The following is a 17,822-nucleotide window of genomic DNA, read 5'->3' as shown; positions in this document are numbered from 1 at the left end:
TGCCAAAGGCAATCAGGCCGACGGTTCAAAGGCATGCCGAATCCAGTGGGGTGGTGCATCCTGGCCTTCAAAGCCGACCACGTCAAAACGGCAGGCGGGCAGATGGCGCAGGGTGCTCAGGTAGCTTTGCGCGGTCAGAATCAGCTTCTGCTGCTTGCTGGCGGTGACACTGGCCACCGCGCCGCCAAACGTTTTGCTCTTGCGGGCACGGACCTCGACAAACACCAGTGTCTTGCCATCCTGCATGATCAGGTCGATTTCACCAAACCGGCAGCGGTAATTCCGGGTAAGCAGTTTCAAGCCCTGCTGTTGCAGATACAGTGCCGCCAGCTGCTCGGCACTGTGCCCGGCTACCAGACTCAAGGTAGCACCCGGATGACTTCGCCCCCACGCACATCGGCTGCCTGCAGCTCGCGGATGAAGTTACCATCCTTGCCAAGCGTCAGGTGTCCGGTAACGCCATCCAGCTCGATCGGCCCGCTGGTCGTTTTGGCCAGCAGTTCGGCAATGCGCAAGGCATCAATCCCCAGTGCATAAAGGCGCTCATCCTCGACCACCAGTGGCTTGGCAGAGCGCGGGTATACCATCACGGCCGGATGATCCGGCTGCAGCAGCCAGGGCATGTCAAACAGGCGCATGCCTTCCAGCTCCAGATTGCTGGCTGACTTTACCTTGCCGGAAAATCCCTGCGAGGTACTGTAGACAGGAATCCCTGCAGGCAGGAAAGGCTTGATCAGTTTGGTGCGGTTGGCATCGGCCGCGATGAAGATCACGTCGCAATTGCATTGCGCCATCTGGGTTCTCAAGACCGTGTAATCCGGTTTGGCGGCCGGTACATTCACCAGCATGCTCAGTGTGCCGCCACGTGCTTGCCATTCGCTGGCAAAGGCTTGCTGGATACGCTGGGCAAGCGGAGATTCGATGGTGATTGTGGCGGCCTGCTGGTAGCCTGCTTGCACGGCCTTGTCGGCCACCAGCTTGCCTTCGGCAGCGGCAGACAGGTTGAGCGAGTACAAGCCCTGGACTGCCGGGCCTTCCGGTAGTGTGTTCAGGGCCAGTGTCGGGACAGGGAGCGGTGCTTTGGCCGCCATGGATTTGACGCCGGCCAGGGTCAGCGGGCCGACCACCACGGTAGCGCCTGCGTCGATGGCTTCCTGATAAGTTTGCTGCAAATCGGTGGTTTCATCGGCGATGGGGTATACCATATAGGGCAAGTCGCCTACGCTGGGTTTGCTGGCCGCGGCCGCAATCCCTGCCTTGATGGCTTCAGAAGGTTCGCCAAGGGCCTTGGACTGCAAGGGCAGGATAATCGCAATGTGTGGTGACTTTGACGCATCGGCAGAAGCGGGTTGTTCTGCCGCAGTGCTGGTGGTCGACAGCGCGACACTATAGAATATGGCAATTACATATTGGAACAAAGCATGAATGCGCATAGCAGCACCGAAGGGAATGGAGTGGGGACATTATATGTGGTCGCCACGCCGATTGGAAATTTACAAGACATGACGGCCCGCGCGGTGTCTGTTTTAGGTCGGGTACCGGTGGTCGCGGCAGAAGATACTCGGGTCTCTGGCGGCTTGCTGCGTCATCTGGGGATACGTCCCCGTCTGATTGCCTCGCATGAACATAACGAGCATGCCGCAGCCGAGAAAATCGTCTCTATCCTGCGCAATGGTGAAGATGTGGCGGTGATTTCCGATGCCGGCACGCCAGGTGTGTCAGACCCCGGTGCGGTGGTGGTCAAGGCGGTACTGGACGCCGGCCTGACGGTAGTGCCGTTGCCCGGTCCGTCAGCAGCCATTGCGGCCGTATCGGCCAGCGGGTTTCAGGAAAACAGCTTCCGTTTTGTCGGGTTTCTGCCGCCCAAGCACGGCGCCCGGACGGCTGCCATTACCCTGCTGAAAGAAGACCCGGCGCTACAGATCATCTATGAAGCACCCCACCGGATTCTGGATTGCATTACCGACTTGCGTGACGTACTGGGCACAGAACGGGAGGTGGTCATTTGTCGCGAACTGACCAAAACCTTCGAAACCATCCGCCGGTTGCCGCTGGGTGACGCGGTGGAATGGGTGGCGGGGGACAGCAACCAGCAACGCGGCGAATTTGTGCTGGTGCTGGCCGGCTATAAAGCGCCAGAAAAAACCGATGACGGCCTGCCGGAAGACGCCGAACGCATGCTGGGTATCCTGCTGGAAGAGCTGCCGGTGAAACAGGCCGTAGGGCTGGTGATGAAAATCACCGGTTTGCCAAGAAATGCCCTGTATCAGCGGGCACTGGCCCTGAAGGAGCAGGACTGATGTCACTGGCGGTGTTATATAGCCGGGCGTTGAACGGGCTGGCAGCACCACTGGTGACGGTGGAAGTGCATCTGGCCAATGGATTACCCTCGTTTGCCTTGGTCGGCCTGCCGGAAGCAGAGGTCAAGGAAAGCCGCGACCGGGTACGTGCCGCCCTGCAAACCGCCGGGTTTGAATTACCGCCCAGACGCATCACCGTGAACCTGGCACCGGCCGATCTGCCCAAAGAATCGGGCCGGTTTGATTTGGCCATTGCCATCGGCATTCTGGTGGCCAGCGGGCAGTTGAAAGTCAGCCGGCTGGAGCAATACGAATTTGCCGGAGAACTGGCGTTGACCGGCGCGCTAAGGCCCATTCGTGGCGCACTGGCGATGTCGCTGGCGACACACCAGGCGGAGCGCCAGTTTATCCTGCCAACCGAAAATGCCGCCGAGGCCGCGCTGGTACAAGATGCCCGGATACTGCCTGCGGATAATCTGCTGGCTGTATGCGCGCATCTGGCCGAGCTGGAAAAACTGGTCCCCTATCAAGGTACCCCAGCGACTGTTGAGCAATCGTACCTGGACCTGATGGATATCAAAGGCCAGGGGCAGGCCAAGCGTGCGCTGGAAATTGCCGCCGCTGGCCAGCACTCGCTCTTGTTTGTCGGCCCGCCGGGTACGGGCAAATCCATGTTGGCCCAGCGCTTGCCGGGCCTGTTGCCGCCGATGAGGGATGAAGAAGCGCTGGAGTCCGCCATGGTGCAATCACTCGGCTCAGGCGGCTGGCGCAGTCAGGCATGGAAGCAGCGGCCCTATCGTAACCCGCATCACACGGCCAGCGGTGTTGCGCTGGTAGGTGGCGGGAGCGACCCGAGGCCCGGAGAAATCAGCCTCGCCCATCATGGCGTGCTGTTTCTGGATGAACTCCCCGAGTTTGACCGTAAAGTGCTGGAAGTGCTGCGAGAGCCGCTGGAAGCCGGCAAGATCACCATCTCCCGCGCTGCACGCCAAGCCGATTTTCCGGCACGCTTCCAGCTGATTGCGGCCATGAACCCGTGTCCATGCGGCTATTTTGGCCATCCATCGGCGCAATGTCGCTGCACGCCAGATCAGGTCAGCCGCTACCGGGGCAAATTGTCCGGTCCGTTTCTGGACCGTATCGACCTGATGATGGAAGTGCCCAGCGTCCCGCCCGAGCAACTGGCTAGCATGCCGCATGGGGAGCGTTCCGACACGGTACGACAGCGGGTCATCCAGGCGTTTGAGGTACAACAACAGCGCCAATCCAAACCCAATAGCCGCTTATCCGCCCCGGACATCGAGCAGTACTGCCAGCCGGACGAGGCTGGGCAAGCCTTGCTGACCCAGGCTACCCGCAGCCTGAACTTGTCTGCCCGTGCCTACCACCGCATCCTCAAGGTCGCCCGAACCATTGCAGATCTGGCCTGTCGGCCATCTGTAACTGCAGCGGATGTTGCCGAAGCTATCCAGTTTAGGCGGGGGTTGTAGACTTCATGGGCACAGCTGCGCAGTCCGGTAAAAATCTGCATTTCTCTCGTGATTAGGCGTACATTGTGGAGGCTGTTCCCCTTCGTCAATCCACAAGGAGTGTCACATCATGAAAGCACGTCTCACGCTGGTTTCGCTGGTGTTGTTCGGGTTCGGGATGCACGCCATGGCGGCCAATCCTCCGCAGGTGATTAAAGTATTGTTGACGGATACCTCTATCAAGCTGGATGCCCAGACGGTTAAGCCCGGCAAGGTGATGTTTGATGTGATCAATAGCACTGACAGCAAGATGCCGCATGAAATGGTGGTCTTGCATACAGATCAGGATGACAGCAAGCTGCCTGTCAAAGGTGCACGGGTGGAGGAGGGCAAGTTCAAGAACATGGGTGAAGCCCATGACATGAAACCCGGAGTCGAGAAAAAACTGGCCATGAAACTGAAAGCCGGTCACTATGACTTGATCTGCAATATCCCCGGCCACTATGCGATGGGGATGCACACGTCGCTACAAGTGGTGCCATGAGGCAGCCAAGGAAGCAGCACGCGGATGGATAATGGACGCTTAGTGATCGACTGGCCGAAGACGGAATGGTCTTCGGCTGCCCGTGGCTGTGGCCGATAACCAGTCAGAAAATCTTGTTCCTGAACGCATAATTGATCAATTCTGCATTGGATTTCATGTCCATCTTGGTCAGGATGCGTTTACGGTAGGTGCTGATGGTGCTGGGGCTGCGATTGAGCTTGTCAGAGATTTTCTTGATCGGGTAGCCGGAAACAATCAGGCTGAATACATTGAATTCCCTTTCTGACAGATGCTCGTGCGGCTTTTTGGTGCGTTTGCCGGAAAGGTCAGACACCAGCCATCCTGCCAGGTTTTGCGAAAGGTAACTGCGCCCTTTCAGCGCCGCAGCCACCGCAAACGGTAAATCCAGATGCAGGTATTTTAAATCCAGATAGGCATTGGCCCCGGCCCTGAACAACTGCTTGGCCACTTGTTCTTCCGGATGGATGCTGTAGGCAATCAGTGGCAAGGCCGGTTTCATCTGTTTGAGCTGCTCGATCAGGTGCTGACCAGTGTCAGTGTGCTGATGCAGATGCACGCAAACCAGATCCGGTTGCTGCCCTGCTTGGCCCGCCCCGACTATCAGCTCATCTGGCTCGGAAAAGCAAGTCACTTCACAGTCTGCATTGCTGTCCTTCAGTATGCCGCCCAACCCGCGGGCGATGACGCTGATGTCGTCATAAATCCAGTACTTCATCTACTACTCACTCACAATAGAAATTAGCGGGAGATAGCCGCTACAGCCATCATGCCTTGCTGGTGTGGCATGGTTTTATATGGCAATCAGATAATATGCCAATTCATTTTCTGCATTTCTTGTGAATGCATTTACATTAAAAGTAGGACATGAAAAAGGGATTTGCAAGGAATAGTTTTTGAAAAAATTATTCTGCATCAATAATTTGTGTGTGCTGATGATGAGTAAGCCGTATGTAGATTTTCATCTACATACGGGTAAATTAATTCTACGAAAAACAGAATTTTTACTATTTATTTATGATGTTTTTTGACTTATAAAACAATTGAGTGATAAATGATTGTTTTGTTTAGTTTTTATTCTTGTTTGTTTATGAAAGACGAAATGATCAAATAAGTGATTGAAAGGCGCTAAGTCCTTTCCCTGAATAAGCGAATGACAAGATGACGCTGGATAATGGCAAGATACAATCTACCGGATTTTTGTCCCAGGTCAGGCCCAAGGTGCTGGCGGTGGATGATATGGAATCCAACCTGAAATTGCTCACGCATATTCTACTGCGGGACTATGACGTGTATACCGCAGTGTCTGGGCAGGATGCATTAGCATTGATCAATGAAGTCAATTTCGACATTATCCTGCTGGATATCATCATGCCGGAAATGGATGGATTTGAAATTCTGAAAAGAATTCGCCTGAATAAACAGCATCAGGATGTACCTGTTATTTTCCTTACAGCGAATAGCAATGCTGAAAATGAGCGAATTGGACTGGATATGGGGGCGAGTGATTATATCCTCAAACCTTTTAATGCCAATATTGTCAAGTTAAGAATAAGAAATAACATTAATCGCAATAGTCTGAAAAAATACCTTGAACTGTCGCTGGCATCCGCCGACCAAGGTATCTGGGAGTGGTCACTGACGGATGACCAGGTGTTTTTCAACCAGCTGGCAGGGCTGGATATCATGAGAAATCATGATGACAGCCTGTTTATTACCCATTGGGAAAATATCTGCCATCCTGAGGATGTGACCCCGCTTTATCTAGCCGCCCAGAAAGTGACTGCCGGTGAATCCGGCTTGATCGATATGGACGTGCGAATACTGGACAGTGACGGTAATTGGGTCTGGTGCAATATCTATGGCAAATCCGTGTATAACACCGTGACGACATCCCGGTATATCCAAGGGATTTATCGCAATATCAATCACCGAAAAATTGCCGAAACAGCATTAAGGGAAAGCGAAGAGCGTCTGGGTTTTGTGATGGAGGCGACCGGTGAAGGAGTATGGGACTGGGATATCCGGCAGTCGCTGGTCATGCATAACAAAGCCTGGTGCCGCATTCTCGGTCTTGAAGACGGTTATCTGTTTCATCATGTGGACATCTTCAAAGACCTGATTCATCCGGACGACAAAGACCGTGTGCTGCAAAAAATTTCTCACTGCCTGGAAGGGAATGGGGACTATCAGTCCGAGCACCGGATGCGGCATGCCAGTGGCCGATATCTGTGGGTAATTGACCGTGGACGGGTGGTCAAGCGAACGGAGACCGGTGCCCCGCTACGGATGATCGGCAGCTTGCTGAACAACACCGACAATAAAGAGCGTGAAGACAAGATTGCCAATCTGGCTTATTTTGACCAATTGACCAATTTGCCCAACAGGAGGCTTATGTTGTCCTTTATCCAGAAAGCGATCCATGATCTGGCAACCATAAGCAAGCACTGTGCTGTCATGTTCGTGGATATTGATAACTTCAAGACGCTCAATGACACACTGGGGCACCGGTCCGGTGACTTGCTGCTGTCTGAAATTGCCAATCGCATCAATCAGGTACTGGAATATGCAGGATGCCAGGCCTCCCGCTTTGGGGGGGACGAGTTTGTCATCTTGCTGGACAATCTGTCTGCGAATAAGGAAGAGGCGCAGGCAAGTGCCCTCAGTATTGCCCGGCAATTGCAGCGGGTACTGAATGAAAAGTACCACCTCATGACCCATGAGTACTCAATTACCCCCAGCATTGGCATCACCTTGTTCAACCAGAGCCATCTGACGGTCGAGCAAGTCCTCAGCGAGGCAGATACTGCCATGTATCATTCCAAAATCAGCGGAAAGAACCGGATTACCTTCTTTGAGCACGAGATGTCGTGCGAGCAGGGGACAACGGCCTGAGAGGCTGCAGGGCATACCGGAGGGCATGCCCTGCAGCGTGCCTTAACCCACATTGACCGGGACAAACAGAACCTCTTCGCCCCGTTTGATTTGCAAGGCCAGATGGCCTTTACGCTTGTCCATTTCGGCTTTCAGGTCATCGACAGAAGCCGTTTTCACCCCGTTGACGGACAGGATGATGTCCCCGGGGGTGATCCCGGCTCTGGCGGCGGGGCCATTGGTCACATCTTCTACTACCAGCCCATCACGCGTACCGGCTTCTTTGGACTCTTGTGGCGACAGCGGCCGCAACATGAGCCCAAGCTTCAGCTTGCTAGTCGGTGCGGCCTCTGCTGCAGCTGTCTGGGTTTTCAGTTCACCGACTTTCAGTGTCAACTGCTTTTCTTTGCCCTGATGCCAGACGCTCAGCGTGGCGCTGCTGTTAGGTGCGGTTCCCGCCACCAGGACCGGCAGCTGCTCGGACTGGTCGATCTTGCTGCCATTGAACTTCAGAATGATGTCACCCGCTTCCAGTCCGGCACGCTCAGCCGGACTGTCTTTTTCGACAGACCGGACCAGTGCGCCTTCAGGGGCTGGCAAGCCAAACGACTTGGCCAGTTCTTGCGTCACCGGCTGGATGGTGACGCCCAATTTGCCCCGACTGACTTTACCGGTATTCACCAGTTGCTGCTCCACCTTCATGGCCACATCAATCGGGATGGCAAACGACAAGCCCTGGTAACCGCCGCTTCGGCTGTAGATCTGCGAGTTGATGCCGATCACTTCGCCGTTGAGGTTAAATAGTGGCCCACCCGAGTTACCCGGGTTGATGGCTACATCGGTTTGCAGGAAGGGAACGTACCCTTCATCCGGCAACGATCTGGATTTGGCCGACACAATGCCCGCCGTCACGCTGTTCTCGAACCCGAAAGGCGCGCCAATGGCGGCTACCCATTCGCCGGTCCGGACATTGGCGGTATCTCCGAGCTTGACGGTTGGCAGATGGGTGGCCGGAATCTTGAGCACAGCCACATCCGACAGTTTGTCGACCCCCAGCACTTTGGCCTTGAACTCCCGTTTGTCCGTCAGTTTGACGATCACTTCATCTGCATCCGCCACCACATGGGCATTGGTCAGGACGATGCCGTTGTCTTTGACGATAAATCCAGAGCCCAGGCCATGTACCGGTGTGCGCTGCTCCGGAGACGGTAGCTGGAAGCGCTTGAAGAGCTCGCCAAACGGGTCGCCATCGGCAAACGGATTATTGTCTGTATCCGATGCTTTGACCGTACCGGATACGCTGACGTTAACAACGGCCGGCCCTTGCTCTGCAACGATTTTGGTGAAGTCCGGCAGCAGCATGCTGGCCGCGTTATGGAGTGACGCAACGGACGTGGTAACCGTGGTTTGTGCAGGCAGGGCATTGGCCTGTGAACTGGCATGAAAGAGATACCCCGCGCCGGCACCGGCAGCGACCAGAACCAGACCGCCTAACCACGTTTTAGATGTAGGGCGTGTGTCTTTTTCCATGATGTGCACCTTCCTCCAAATGAACTGCCCCGGCATGGCCGGGCATATGGCAACACGATGATTCAGGTAGGTTTTGAGTTGCCAAAGGATAAAAAGTTCAGTGCATGGAGAGGGTGGCTCGCCGGGGTGGTAACGGTGGCGTACCGCATGCGCCCCCGGGCATTTGTGGCCCTTGCCGCTCATGCCTCCTTCATCAGAGAGGCGAGTTCGACAGCCGATTTGACCCCCATCTTGTCCAGAATGCGGGCCCGGTGTACTTCGACGGTTTTCATGCTGATATTGAGTTCGTCGGCAATGATCTTGTTGAGTTTTCCGGCCAGGATCAGGTGCATGACTTCGGTTTCGCGCTGGGTCAGGCTGGCCAGTCGTTCACTGATCTGGTGCTGCATGACCCATTGCTGGCGCAGGGTCTGATCCTGCATCAGGGCTTTTTCGACCAGATCGACCAGCTGGTTGTCGTTAAACGGTTTCTCGATAAAGTCCATGGCCCCTTGCTTGAGCGCTTGCACGGCCATGGGCACGTCTCCGTGACCGGTGAGGAAAATCACCGGCGGGCAATAAGCTTGTGCTTTTAGCTGGGTAAACAGTTGCTGGCCGCTGAGGCCGGGCATGCGTAAATCCAGCAGCAGGCAACCAAAACGGGTCGGGTCAGCATCAGCCAGCAGTAACTCTGCCGATGCAAAGGTCAGGACCTGATGTCCGCGGCTGGCAAACAGCCAGGACAGCGCATCCCGAATGGCGTCATCATCGTCCACAATGGCGATCTGACGTGTCTGTGTCGTGCTCATCTCTTGTTCTCCACGGTTTTCTCGTATTACCCCCTGATCTAATGGATGTTGTGGGGGGCTGACCGTTATGTCTTGATGCTGTGGCAAGTCTCTGCTGGGGATTATACGGTGACGCGCTCCTTATGCGTGTGGTCCGGTGTCAGTGCCGGCATCGACCGGCAAAACGAAAATGAACTGGCAGCCGCCTTCGGGGTTGTCTTCCACCCAGAGCCGGCCATGATGGTACTCAATAATGCTGCGACAGATGTTCAGCCCCATGCCCAGTCCGTGCTGTTTGGTGGTGTAAAAAGGCTTGAAGAGCTGCTCCTTCTGCATTTGGTTCAGGCCGCAGCCACGATCAATGATCCGGCATTCGACCATGCCGTCCTGTTCATGGACATCCAGCGTCATCGAGCGGATTTCCCGAGGGGTGTCCGTCATGGCATCGACCGCATTGCGCACCAGATTGAACAAGACCTGTTCGATCATGACACGGTCGACGGGAATGTCCGGCAAGGGGTGTTGCTGGCGCTTGATGCGTACACCGGCGTGTCGCAGTTCTACATCCAGCAAGGCCAGCACGTTGTCTATCAGGGTATCGAGCTGACAAGGGCGCAGGTTGGGTTCTTTCCGCTGCACAAAGTCACGGATGCCGCGGATGATATGTCCCGCACGCTGAGCCTGTTCGCCGGTTTTCTCGATGGCCTGACGGATCAGGTCGAGATTGGGGGCGGGTTGCGCAAGCAGGTTCAGGCAGCCGGTACTGTAGCTGGAAATGGCCGCGAGCGGCTGGTTTAGCTCATGCGCCAGACTGGAGGCCATTTCCCCCATGCTGATCAGGCGGGAAGAATGCTGCAACCGCTCGGCATGCTGACGTTCCCGCTCGCTGGCCAGGCGGGTATCGGTGATGTCCGTCGCGATTTCCAGCCAGACGGCCCGGCCATCCACCCAGATGGTCTGGCGCCGCTGGATGTGATACCAGCGCTGATTGATCGCATCCCAAAATTCGCCTTCCTGTGTTTCCTGATGTTGCCCCTGTGCCGGTAGCAAGGGGATGACGCACAGCGGGGTCTCGCTTTCTGTCAACAGGAAGCGGGTACGGAAATTGTGGTTGGTAAACAGCAGCTGGCGGGACTCGGTATCCACCACGCTGACGGCGGTATCCAGTCCGTTCAGCACCGTCACAAAGCGCTCCTGGGAGGCACTCAGCGCCTCACGCTCCCGTTTGAGTTCGGTGATGTCATACAGGGAGCCCATCCACCCGGTCTGCTTACCCTGACCGTCAATCAGCGGTGAGTAATACACCCGTACATCAAAGCGTTCACCATTCTTGCGCATGAAGCGCAGGGTGTAGCCGGTTTTGGACGGATTCTGATGTACCAGCACATCCTTGTATACGGCCCGGCAGGCTTCGTCTTCTTCCGGCGGCCAGTAAGGCATCGGTGCATGATGCCCGATCAGTTCCTCGGCCGGCATGCCTACCATGTTGCAAAACGCGCGGTTGACATAGATGATGTTGCCGTTCATGTCCATGGCGCGCATGCCGCTGACCATGGAGTCTTCCATGGCACGGCGCATGCCCATTTCCTGGCGCAAGGCCAGCTCGGCCTCGCGGCGCTGCTGCATATGACGCTTTAGTGTCCATAACGACCACAGCATGATCATGGCCAGCGCACTGACCACAATCAGCAAGGTATTTTGCAGTTGCGGCGTGCTGGTCTGATAGCTGGTGGCCCGCAGGCGGATGCCATCGCCAAACGGTTCCAGTTCCAGATCGTGGGTAATGTCTGATGGCGGCAGGGACTGGTCAAACCGGGCGGCCAATAGCTTGCCGGAGATGGTTTCGATACTGATCTGGTGCTTGCGGGCAATCCACCACGGTACGTGCTGCTTGAGGATGGTCTTCAGCGAGAACGCCGCTATCATGGTACCGGCTGGTTTGGTGCCCTGGTAGGCCGGGATGACCAGAAAGATCAGGGCATCCTGATTGGCCTGGACCAGCGGCGGGCTGTAGACCGGGCGTGCCATCAACCGGGCGCGGCGCAAACCTTCCTGAACCTCCGGTGTCTGCAACCAGCCATTTTGCAACCTGTGACTGGAAGGAGGAGAGGACCAGACCGCATGATGTGCTCTGTCCAGCCAGATAATGCCAGTCAGTTCAGGATTATCATTCTGGAGAAACTGGCTGCGTGCCAGAAACACTGGCTGGGAGATATATTCGCTTACGGTGGCTTTGGTCAGGTCCGCCAACTGGTTTTGTTGCCCTTGCACTTGCAGGCGCAAGGCTTGCTCCTGCCACAGCACATCTTCGATCAGGCTTTCCTGCCGGCTACGGTATTCGTTCAGGCGAAACAGCACCACAAAGCCGATTACGGCTGCCAGAAACAGCAAAATGACCATGTTGGGCATGGCCCACAGCCAGCGGGTATGGAATCGCCAGGGTCTGACGCGCATGTCGGGTTCTCTAGGTGTGAATCAGTATCATGATGGTAACCCCATCATCATCTTACCTTGATGCAAAATGCAAGGGTTGGCTATTGCGGTTTTCCCTGATAAAGATTTCCCCAATAGGCGTGCATGATGGCTTCCGGTAAAAAGTGATCATGCAAGGCAAAAACTGGTCTGGCACCTGCAAGTCTTTGCAATACAACGAGAAGTCGGCGATCTGGATCGTGAACGACTTTTGACGCCAAAGGTAAACCTTGGTAGTTACTTTAAAGGAAAACAGAGATGAAGACCTCCTGGACATTGAAAGCATTATTGGTTGCGGGTGCAGTATTTGGCGGCCTGACCGCCATGGCAGACCCGATCGTGATTAAATTCAGTCATGTGGTGGCGATCGATACGCCCAAAGGGCAGGCCGCGGAATACTTCAAGAAGCAAGTGGAGTCACGCAGCAAAGGCCGCATCAAGGTTGAGGTGTATCCTAACAGCCAGCTGTTCAAGGACAAGGAGGAGCTCGAAGCATTGCAGCTGGGATCGGTGCAGATGCTGGCCCCTAGCCTGGCCAAATTTGGCCCATTGGGCGTGAAAGAGTTCGAAGTCTTCGACCTGCCGTTCCTGTTTGACAACTACGATGAAGTCCATAAAGTAACCCAGGGTCCTATCGGGCAGAGCATGCTAAAGAAACTGGAAGCCAAAGGCATTACCGGTCTGGCCTTCTGGGACAACGGCCTGAAACAGATGAGCGCCAACAAGCCGTTGCATACCGTTGCCGATTATAAGGGCCTGAAAATGCGTATCCAGGCATCCAAGGTGCTGGATGCCGAGATGCGTGCCCTGGGTGCCAACCCCCAGGTGATGGCGTTCTCCGAGGTGTATCAGGCGCTGCAGACCGGCGTGGTGGACGGCACGGAAAACCCGATGTCCAACTTTTATACCCAGAAAATGCATGAGGTGCAAAAACACCTGACACTGACCAACCACGGTTATCTGGGCTATGCGCTGATCATCAACAAAAAGTTTTATGATGGCCTGCCGTCCGACCTGAAGAGCATTGTGGATGTGTCCGTGAAACAGGCAACCGACTTTGGCAACAAGATTGCCAAGGAAGAGAACGACAAGGCTTTGGCGGCCGTCAAGGCCTCCGGTAAAACTACCGTGTATGTGCCAACAGCGGCAGAGCGCAACGAAATGAAGAAAGCGCTTGTCAAAGTTCACAGCCAGATGGATGACCGGGTTGGTCTGGATCTGGTCAAGCAGATTTACAAAGAAACCGGGTTTGATCCTGCCAAGCTGTAAGCCGGTACATCCCGTTAAAAAAGGGCAACCCTCAAATGAGGGTTGCCCTTTTTCTTTGGCGGCTGTTACAGCGCAGGGCTTTGCGGCAGGTTCGGCAGATTAGGCGGAATAATCACGCATTCTGCCAGGGCCTCGGCCTCGGTCATATTGCGGATCGACTCGAAGAACATTTCGCAAGCCTGCAGCACCTGGGTTTTCATCCAGGTAGTCTCGCATTGGCTCAACGTCTGGGTAGGGTCGCTGGCCGGTGCCTGCCCCATTTGTGCCTGCCAGCAGGCGGCGGTCAGGTCTTGCTCCATGACGGTAAACCCGGCGGCATTGGCCTTGTTCATGTCGCCACCGTAATTTTTGGGATCAGATGCATACCAGATATAGCTTGGATGATTGCTGCCCAGCACCGGAATGGCCGGCTGTCCCTGTGTGACCGGAATGCTGCCCAGCTGCAAGACATCCAGCGAAGGGAGTTTGTACTGGTTTACTACCCAGTCGCGTGCCGGTGCGCCAAAAGCGACCATTGGCTTGCCTGCCTGGACTGAGGGCGGATTGGCCGTCCAGGTGCCCAGCAGACTCTGGATGTAAGGCGTAAAGTAACTATAAATACCAGTGAATGAGCTGCCCGCGTTGGAGGGGGCGGCAATCGGGGCGATATCCACGATGGTCTGGTAAGCGTCCGTTTGTGTTTTTTGTACTCCGTTGGCCACCAGCAGATCGGCCCAGCGATTGGTGGTCGGGTTGTTCAGGTAGTCCTGCGTCTTGAACATGACGGATTCAGGCGGGAAGTGCAGCAGCTCTACCGTTGGATGGTTCTGCATGGCCAGGCCCAGCGGCAGGAAAAAGTACCAGTCACTTTGCCATAAGCCGGCTTGCTTGATGTTGTTGGCGCCTGCGTAACCGAGATCACCTGCGGCAAGAAAGTTCTGTATCGCTTGTCCGTAATTGTCATCAACGCCGGTCAGATTGGCGTACACCTCGGTGCCCTCCTGCGTGACGTTTACGGTGGCGGACGGGTAGCCATCCCGAACGACACTTTGCTGCAGGTAATGGGCCACGGTATCCGTCAGGGTGGGGGCCGGTGTCGGGCATTCGGTCTGACAGTTAGGATAGGAGAAGAGCGCCGTCACCCGGTCTGCAGACCCAAGGTCGACCTTGAGTGTACTGGCTGCTGCCGTGTGAGCGTGCAATGCAAAGGCTGATACCAGCGACAGTGATACGATCCCGTATGACTTCATGCAGAACTCCTTCTGGAATGGATAATCAGTCAGCAAACATGCCGAGGTTGCTCATCATGGCATGATGTCAAATGATTATCCAGTATGCATCATGCATTTTCCAGTTTGGAGAGCGAGACCAGCGCTTCTTCCAGCGCCATGGCCAGATCGTTGACCATGTCTTCCTCTACCTGGTTGTTGGCCGCGCCGATTTCCAGCGCTGAAGCGGTCTGGTGCAACCGGTCTGCACCAATGGAACGTCCGACCGACCTCAGCGAGTGAGCGAGGCGGTGGACTTCCTTCAGGTTGTTGTCGGCAAAGGCAAGTCGCAGGTCGCTGGCGGTATTGCTATGGTGGTGATTGAACTTCTTGAGGATATTCAGATAGCGGTCCGGCTTGAGGCCCACGGTTTTCTGTCCTTTGAGCAGGTCAATGCCCGGCAGGATTGGTAACTGGAACGATGCATCACCCGTCAGTACGATATCTGCGGGGGCCGTATCGGACGCCCGGGCGGGGCGGTCACTCAGGTGCTTGGCCATGATGCTGTAAAGCTGGGCTGGCAGAAACGGTTTGCTCAGTACATCATCCATGCCGGAGTCTGCCAGGACGTCCTGGGCTTCTTGCAGTGAATGGGCGGTCAGCGCAATGATGGGCAGGGAAAGGTCGCCCGACTTCCGGATATATTGTGCCGCCGTGATGCCATCCATGACGGGCATGTGGATATCCATCAGCACCATGTCGTAGGTGGTATTTTTTACCTTGTGCAATGCTTCGGTACCATTGCTGGCGGTATCGACATAGGCACCGACAGCATGCAGCAATTCTTCGGCAATCTGGCTGTTGATCGGGTCGTCTTCCACCACCAGCACGCGGCGCTTGTAGAGGTGACGATATTCATCGCTGATCGTGCCAGAAAATGCGCTTTGCTTGTCGGCTAGTCGTCGGCCTGTGAACTGTTCTTGTACCAGCGACGAGCACAGGGCGACATACAGCCGGCCCGGCAGTAGCGGCGTACTCAGAACCCGCACGTGCTGTTGCTGGATGTCTGGGAGCTCCAGATCGACCGAGGTGCTGAACGGAGCGGCCAGCAACAGGACCGGCAGCGGTGAGCCATTTGCTTGCTGCAAGTGGCTCAGTTGCCGGAGTTCAGTGGTGCTCCGGTTATCCAGATCCGCAATCAGGATATCCGCGTTCAGATGCCCGGCATCAATCTGTTCCAGCGTATCGTGCAAGGTATTGTTTAGTATGACCTGTATGCCGAACTGGCCGAGATATTTGGTCAGGTTGTACTGCAGTTCGGCCTGCTGGAAGGTCAGGATGGCGGTTTTCCCCGTCAGGGCTGCCTGCCGGTTGGCCGGAATGGCCGAGGATTCCGCATCGAGTTCCGGTAGTCCGGCACGCACGGTAAAGTAGAAGGTACTGCCTTCTCCTTCTTTGCTTTCTACCCAGATGCGGCCACCCATGGCGTTCACGATCTGGCGGCAGATGGCCAGTCCAAGGCCAGTGCCGCCATAGTGGCGTGTGATTGACTCGTCTACCTGGGTAAATGGCTGGAAGAGGGCATTCACCCGGGCGGCGGGAATGCCGATGCCGGTATCCGTCACCCGGAACAACAGTTCAATCTCCTGTGCATCTGTGCTGACCGGGTTGACGCGCAGGGTTATATTGCCGCTGGCGGTAAACTTGGTGGCGTTACTGAGCAGGTTCAGCAGGACCTGTTCCAGCTTGAGCTTGTCGCCCACCAGTTGCACCGGCACTTCCGGTGATACCTCGATGAACAAATCCAGCCCTTTTTCGTTGGCTTTGAGCGCAATCTGGTCGCAGATACGCCCAAGGCTGTCTTCCAGCCGGAATATCCGTGCTTCCAGTTGCAGTTTGCCGGCATCGGATTTGGAGAAATCCAGAATGTCATTGATCAGGCTGAGCAGGATGTCAGAAGAAGCCCTGATTTTGGTCAGGTAATCTTTCTGGCGGGTATCCGAGGCTTTTTGCAGTGCCAGTTCCGACAGCCCGATAATGGCGTTCATCGGCGTGCGTATCTCGTGGCTCATTCTGGCCAGAAAACCGGACTTGGCCTGCGTAGCGAGTTCTGCGTCCAGAATCGCTTGCTGCAATTTGCGGCTCCAGTTCATCACCAGATGGTAGCCAAGATAGGTCAGGGCAAAAAACAGGATGCCCAGCACCAGATACACGGCTGTCGACATGGCTTCTAGCAGATGCTGGTCTTCCAGCAAGTGTTGTAAGGTTTCCCTGCCGGTATCGTGAATGATGTTGCGACTGAGCCGTACAGACAGGGCTATGAACAGGTAGACACCACCCAGCAGCATGATGACGGACAAGATGACAGCCTGCTGGCTTTTGATCTTGGTATATTGATTGGCGGGGAACTCCCGGTCTCGCCACTGGCAGACCCGCTGGCTGAACAGGGCCAGGATGGGGGCGCTGACCAGCAGGGATTGCACCACATAACCTACCCACCAGCCTTGCCAGAGGTCAAATGTTGCTTGGGGGGGCAGGTGTCCGGTATAGCTCCAGATAAAGGTCCCGACGCTGCTGAGTACCCCGCCCAGAAACAGCAGGATGGTGTACGACAGCAAGGTGTCCAGGCTACGCAAATGCAGGGACGCCGAGGTCGCCCGGTAACCCACGACAAAAACGGCAAATGCCAGCGGGTCTGACAGGGCGAAAATGGCGGCCCAGCCCGGCGCCATATGGAAATAGATCGACAGGCAGAATGTTGCCAGGTAGGCTGGTATGGCCCCCCACCAGAAACCGAACCACAGCGCCAGCAGCGAGCAGATGGTCAGCGGCGGATAAATGGACAGCAGCAGATTGGCCCCGCCAAAGTGCACCGGAATCCCGTACCAGTTGTAGTGCACCGAGGCCAGCCCGAGGGCGATGCTCAAGACGGTACACAAGACCCAAATGGCCAGGAAGCGGACGCTCGCACGGGCGTGTTGCATGTCTTTCCATGACACGTGCCGGTAATACGCCCCCGAAGCTTCATCTGCCGCAATAAATACCATGATGCTATAGCCTGTGTTTAAGAATACGGGTGAATCAATATGTGAGTCTGTCGTGCCAGATCGTACAAAGGTGGGGGCCTGTGACATCTGTCATCACGGATATCGGCCATTGCCGGATGACCCGTATTATGAAATTGCCATTTAAATTCTAGATGCTTATTTTCAATTTTCAAGGAAACCTTTCACCGGTTTTTCTCTGCACCAAGGCCTGTTTCTAAAAGGAAATACGGGGTTTCCCCAACAGGATTTCCCCAATAGTCCTGGCCTGCGTCTTTCCGCACAATCCCATCATGCACAAAACAGCATGGTACCGGATGTCTGTCTGACCCATGCCGTTACGTGCCT

The 17,822-nt window shown here is 55.5% G+C and carries 13 protein-coding genes; 5 read left to right on the top strand and 8 right to left on the bottom strand.

Annotated features, from left to right (window positions below; all coding sequences use genetic code 11):
- Positions 1-12: 12 nt before the first annotated feature.
- Positions 13-363: a YraN family protein gene (locus F552_RS0115395; RefSeq protein WP_018152655.1), complete on the bottom strand. Its 351-nt coding sequence runs from the start codon at positions 361-363 to the stop codon at positions 13-15.
- Complete coding sequence (locus F552_RS19590; protein ID WP_018152654.1) at positions 360-1,433, bottom strand: penicillin-binding protein activator; 1,074 nt, start codon at positions 1,431-1,433, stop codon at positions 360-362. The genes F552_RS0115395 and F552_RS19590 overlap by 4 nt, the downstream gene beginning before the upstream one ends.
- Here F552_RS19590 and rsmI point away from each other — a divergent pair.
- From rsmI to F552_RS0115375, 3 genes are all read left to right on the top strand, one after another.
- Complete coding sequence (gene rsmI, locus F552_RS0115385; protein ID WP_083917552.1) at positions 1,422-2,300, top strand: 16S rRNA (cytidine(1402)-2'-O)-methyltransferase; 879 nt, start codon at positions 1,422-1,424, stop codon at positions 2,298-2,300. The genes F552_RS19590 and rsmI overlap by 12 nt on opposite strands.
- The gene (locus F552_RS0115380) at positions 2,300-3,790 is read left to right on the top strand and encodes a YifB family Mg chelatase-like AAA ATPase (RefSeq protein WP_018152652.1); all 1,491 of its coding nucleotides are present in this window, start codon (positions 2,300-2,302) and stop codon (positions 3,788-3,790) included. The genes rsmI and F552_RS0115380 overlap by 1 nt, the downstream gene beginning before the upstream one ends.
- Positions 3,791-3,899: 109 nt before the next feature.
- Positions 3,900-4,313, top strand: coding sequence for a plastocyanin/azurin family copper-binding protein (locus tag F552_RS0115375; protein ID WP_018152651.1), 414 nt, complete (start codon positions 3,900-3,902; stop codon positions 4,311-4,313).
- Between the two features lie 103 nt (positions 4,314-4,416).
- On the opposite strand, the gene F552_RS0115370 is transcribed toward F552_RS0115375, so the two are convergent.
- A complete protein-coding gene (locus F552_RS0115370; RefSeq protein WP_018152650.1) occupies positions 4,417-5,049 on the bottom strand; it encodes a LuxR C-terminal-related transcriptional regulator in 633 nt (210 codons plus the stop codon).
- A gap of 443 nt (positions 5,050-5,492) precedes the next feature.
- On the opposite strand from F552_RS0115370, the gene F552_RS0115365 reads away from it, so the two are divergent.
- Positions 5,493-7,226, top strand: a complete 1,734-nt coding sequence (locus F552_RS0115365; protein ID WP_018152649.1) for a GGDEF domain-containing response regulator — start codon at positions 5,493-5,495, stop codon at positions 7,224-7,226.
- Between the two features lie 42 nt (positions 7,227-7,268).
- On the opposite strand, the gene F552_RS0115360 is transcribed toward F552_RS0115365, so the two are convergent.
- From F552_RS0115360 to F552_RS0115350, 3 genes are all read right to left on the bottom strand, one after another.
- Positions 7,269-8,735 carry a DegQ family serine endoprotease gene (locus F552_RS0115360; protein WP_026182796.1) on the bottom strand — a complete coding sequence of 489 codons (1,467 nt, stop codon included), beginning with the start codon at positions 8,733-8,735 and terminating at the stop codon, positions 7,269-7,271.
- Positions 8,736-8,914: 179 nt separating this feature from the next.
- Positions 8,915-9,523 (bottom strand): response regulator transcription factor, encoded by a 609-nt coding sequence (locus F552_RS0115355; protein WP_018152647.1) that lies wholly within the window; start codon positions 9,521-9,523, stop codon positions 8,915-8,917.
- A gap of 120 nt (positions 9,524-9,643) precedes the next feature.
- Positions 9,644-11,956, bottom strand: coding sequence for a PAS domain-containing sensor histidine kinase (locus tag F552_RS0115350; protein WP_018152646.1), 2,313 nt, complete (start codon positions 11,954-11,956; stop codon positions 9,644-9,646).
- Positions 11,957-12,232: 276 nt separating this feature from the next.
- Between F552_RS0115350 and F552_RS0115335 the strand changes: the two genes are divergently transcribed.
- Positions 12,233-13,243: a TRAP transporter substrate-binding protein gene (locus tag F552_RS0115335; RefSeq protein ID WP_018152645.1), complete on the top strand. Its 1,011-nt coding sequence runs from the start codon at positions 12,233-12,235 to the stop codon at positions 13,241-13,243.
- Between the two features lie 65 nt (positions 13,244-13,308).
- Here F552_RS0115335 and F552_RS0115330 read toward each other — a convergent pair whose 3' ends face one another.
- Both F552_RS0115330 and F552_RS0115325 read right to left on the bottom strand, forming a co-directional pair.
- Complete coding sequence (locus tag F552_RS0115330) at positions 13,309-14,472, bottom strand: hypothetical protein (protein WP_018152644.1); 1,164 nt, start codon at positions 14,470-14,472, stop codon at positions 13,309-13,311.
- An 89-nt stretch (positions 14,473-14,561) separates the two neighbouring features.
- Positions 14,562-17,477, bottom strand: coding sequence for an ATP-binding protein (locus F552_RS0115325; protein ID WP_026182794.1), 2,916 nt, complete (start codon positions 17,475-17,477; stop codon positions 14,562-14,564).
- Positions 17,478-17,822: the final 345 nt, after the last annotated feature.

This window comes from Leeia oryzae DSM 17879, assembly GCF_000376945.1.
GTDB classification, from domain to species: Bacteria; Pseudomonadota; Gammaproteobacteria; order Burkholderiales; family Leeiaceae; genus Leeia; species Leeia oryzae.
Note: the sequence above shows the minus strand (reverse complement) of the source record. Positions and strands in the feature narration are given on the sequence as shown.

Coding starts and splice junctions, on each gene's coding strand:
- rsmI (WP_083917552.1), top strand. CDS start 1,422: ATGAATGCGCATAGCAGCACCGAAGGGAATGGAGTGGGGACATTATAT.
- F552_RS19590 (WP_018152654.1), bottom strand. CDS start 1,433: ATGCGCATTCATGCTTTGTTCCAATATGTAATTGCCATATTCTATAGT.
- F552_RS0115380 (WP_018152652.1), top strand. CDS start 2,300: ATGTCACTGGCGGTGTTATATAGCCGGGCGTTGAACGGGCTGGCAGCA.
- F552_RS0115375 (WP_018152651.1), top strand. CDS start 3,900: ATGAAAGCACGTCTCACGCTGGTTTCGCTGGTGTTGTTCGGGTTCGGG.
- F552_RS0115370 (WP_018152650.1), bottom strand. CDS start 5,049: ATGAAGTACTGGATTTATGACGACATCAGCGTCATCGCCCGCGGGTTG.
- F552_RS0115365 (WP_018152649.1), top strand. CDS start 5,493: ATGACGCTGGATAATGGCAAGATACAATCTACCGGATTTTTGTCCCAG.
- F552_RS0115360 (WP_026182796.1), bottom strand. CDS start 8,735: ATGGAAAAAGACACACGCCCTACATCTAAAACGTGGTTAGGCGGTCTG.
- F552_RS0115355 (WP_018152647.1), bottom strand. CDS start 9,523: ATGAGCACGACACAGACACGTCAGATCGCCATTGTGGACGATGATGAC.
- F552_RS0115350 (WP_018152646.1), bottom strand. CDS start 11,956: ATGCGCGTCAGACCCTGGCGATTCCATACCCGCTGGCTGTGGGCCATG.
- F552_RS0115335 (WP_018152645.1), top strand. CDS start 12,233: ATGAAGACCTCCTGGACATTGAAAGCATTATTGGTTGCGGGTGCAGTA.
- F552_RS0115330 (WP_018152644.1), bottom strand. CDS start 14,472: ATGAAGTCATACGGGATCGTATCACTGTCGCTGGTATCAGCCTTTGCA.
- F552_RS0115325 (WP_026182794.1), bottom strand. CDS start 17,477: ATGGTATTTATTGCGGCAGATGAAGCTTCGGGGGCGTATTACCGGCAC.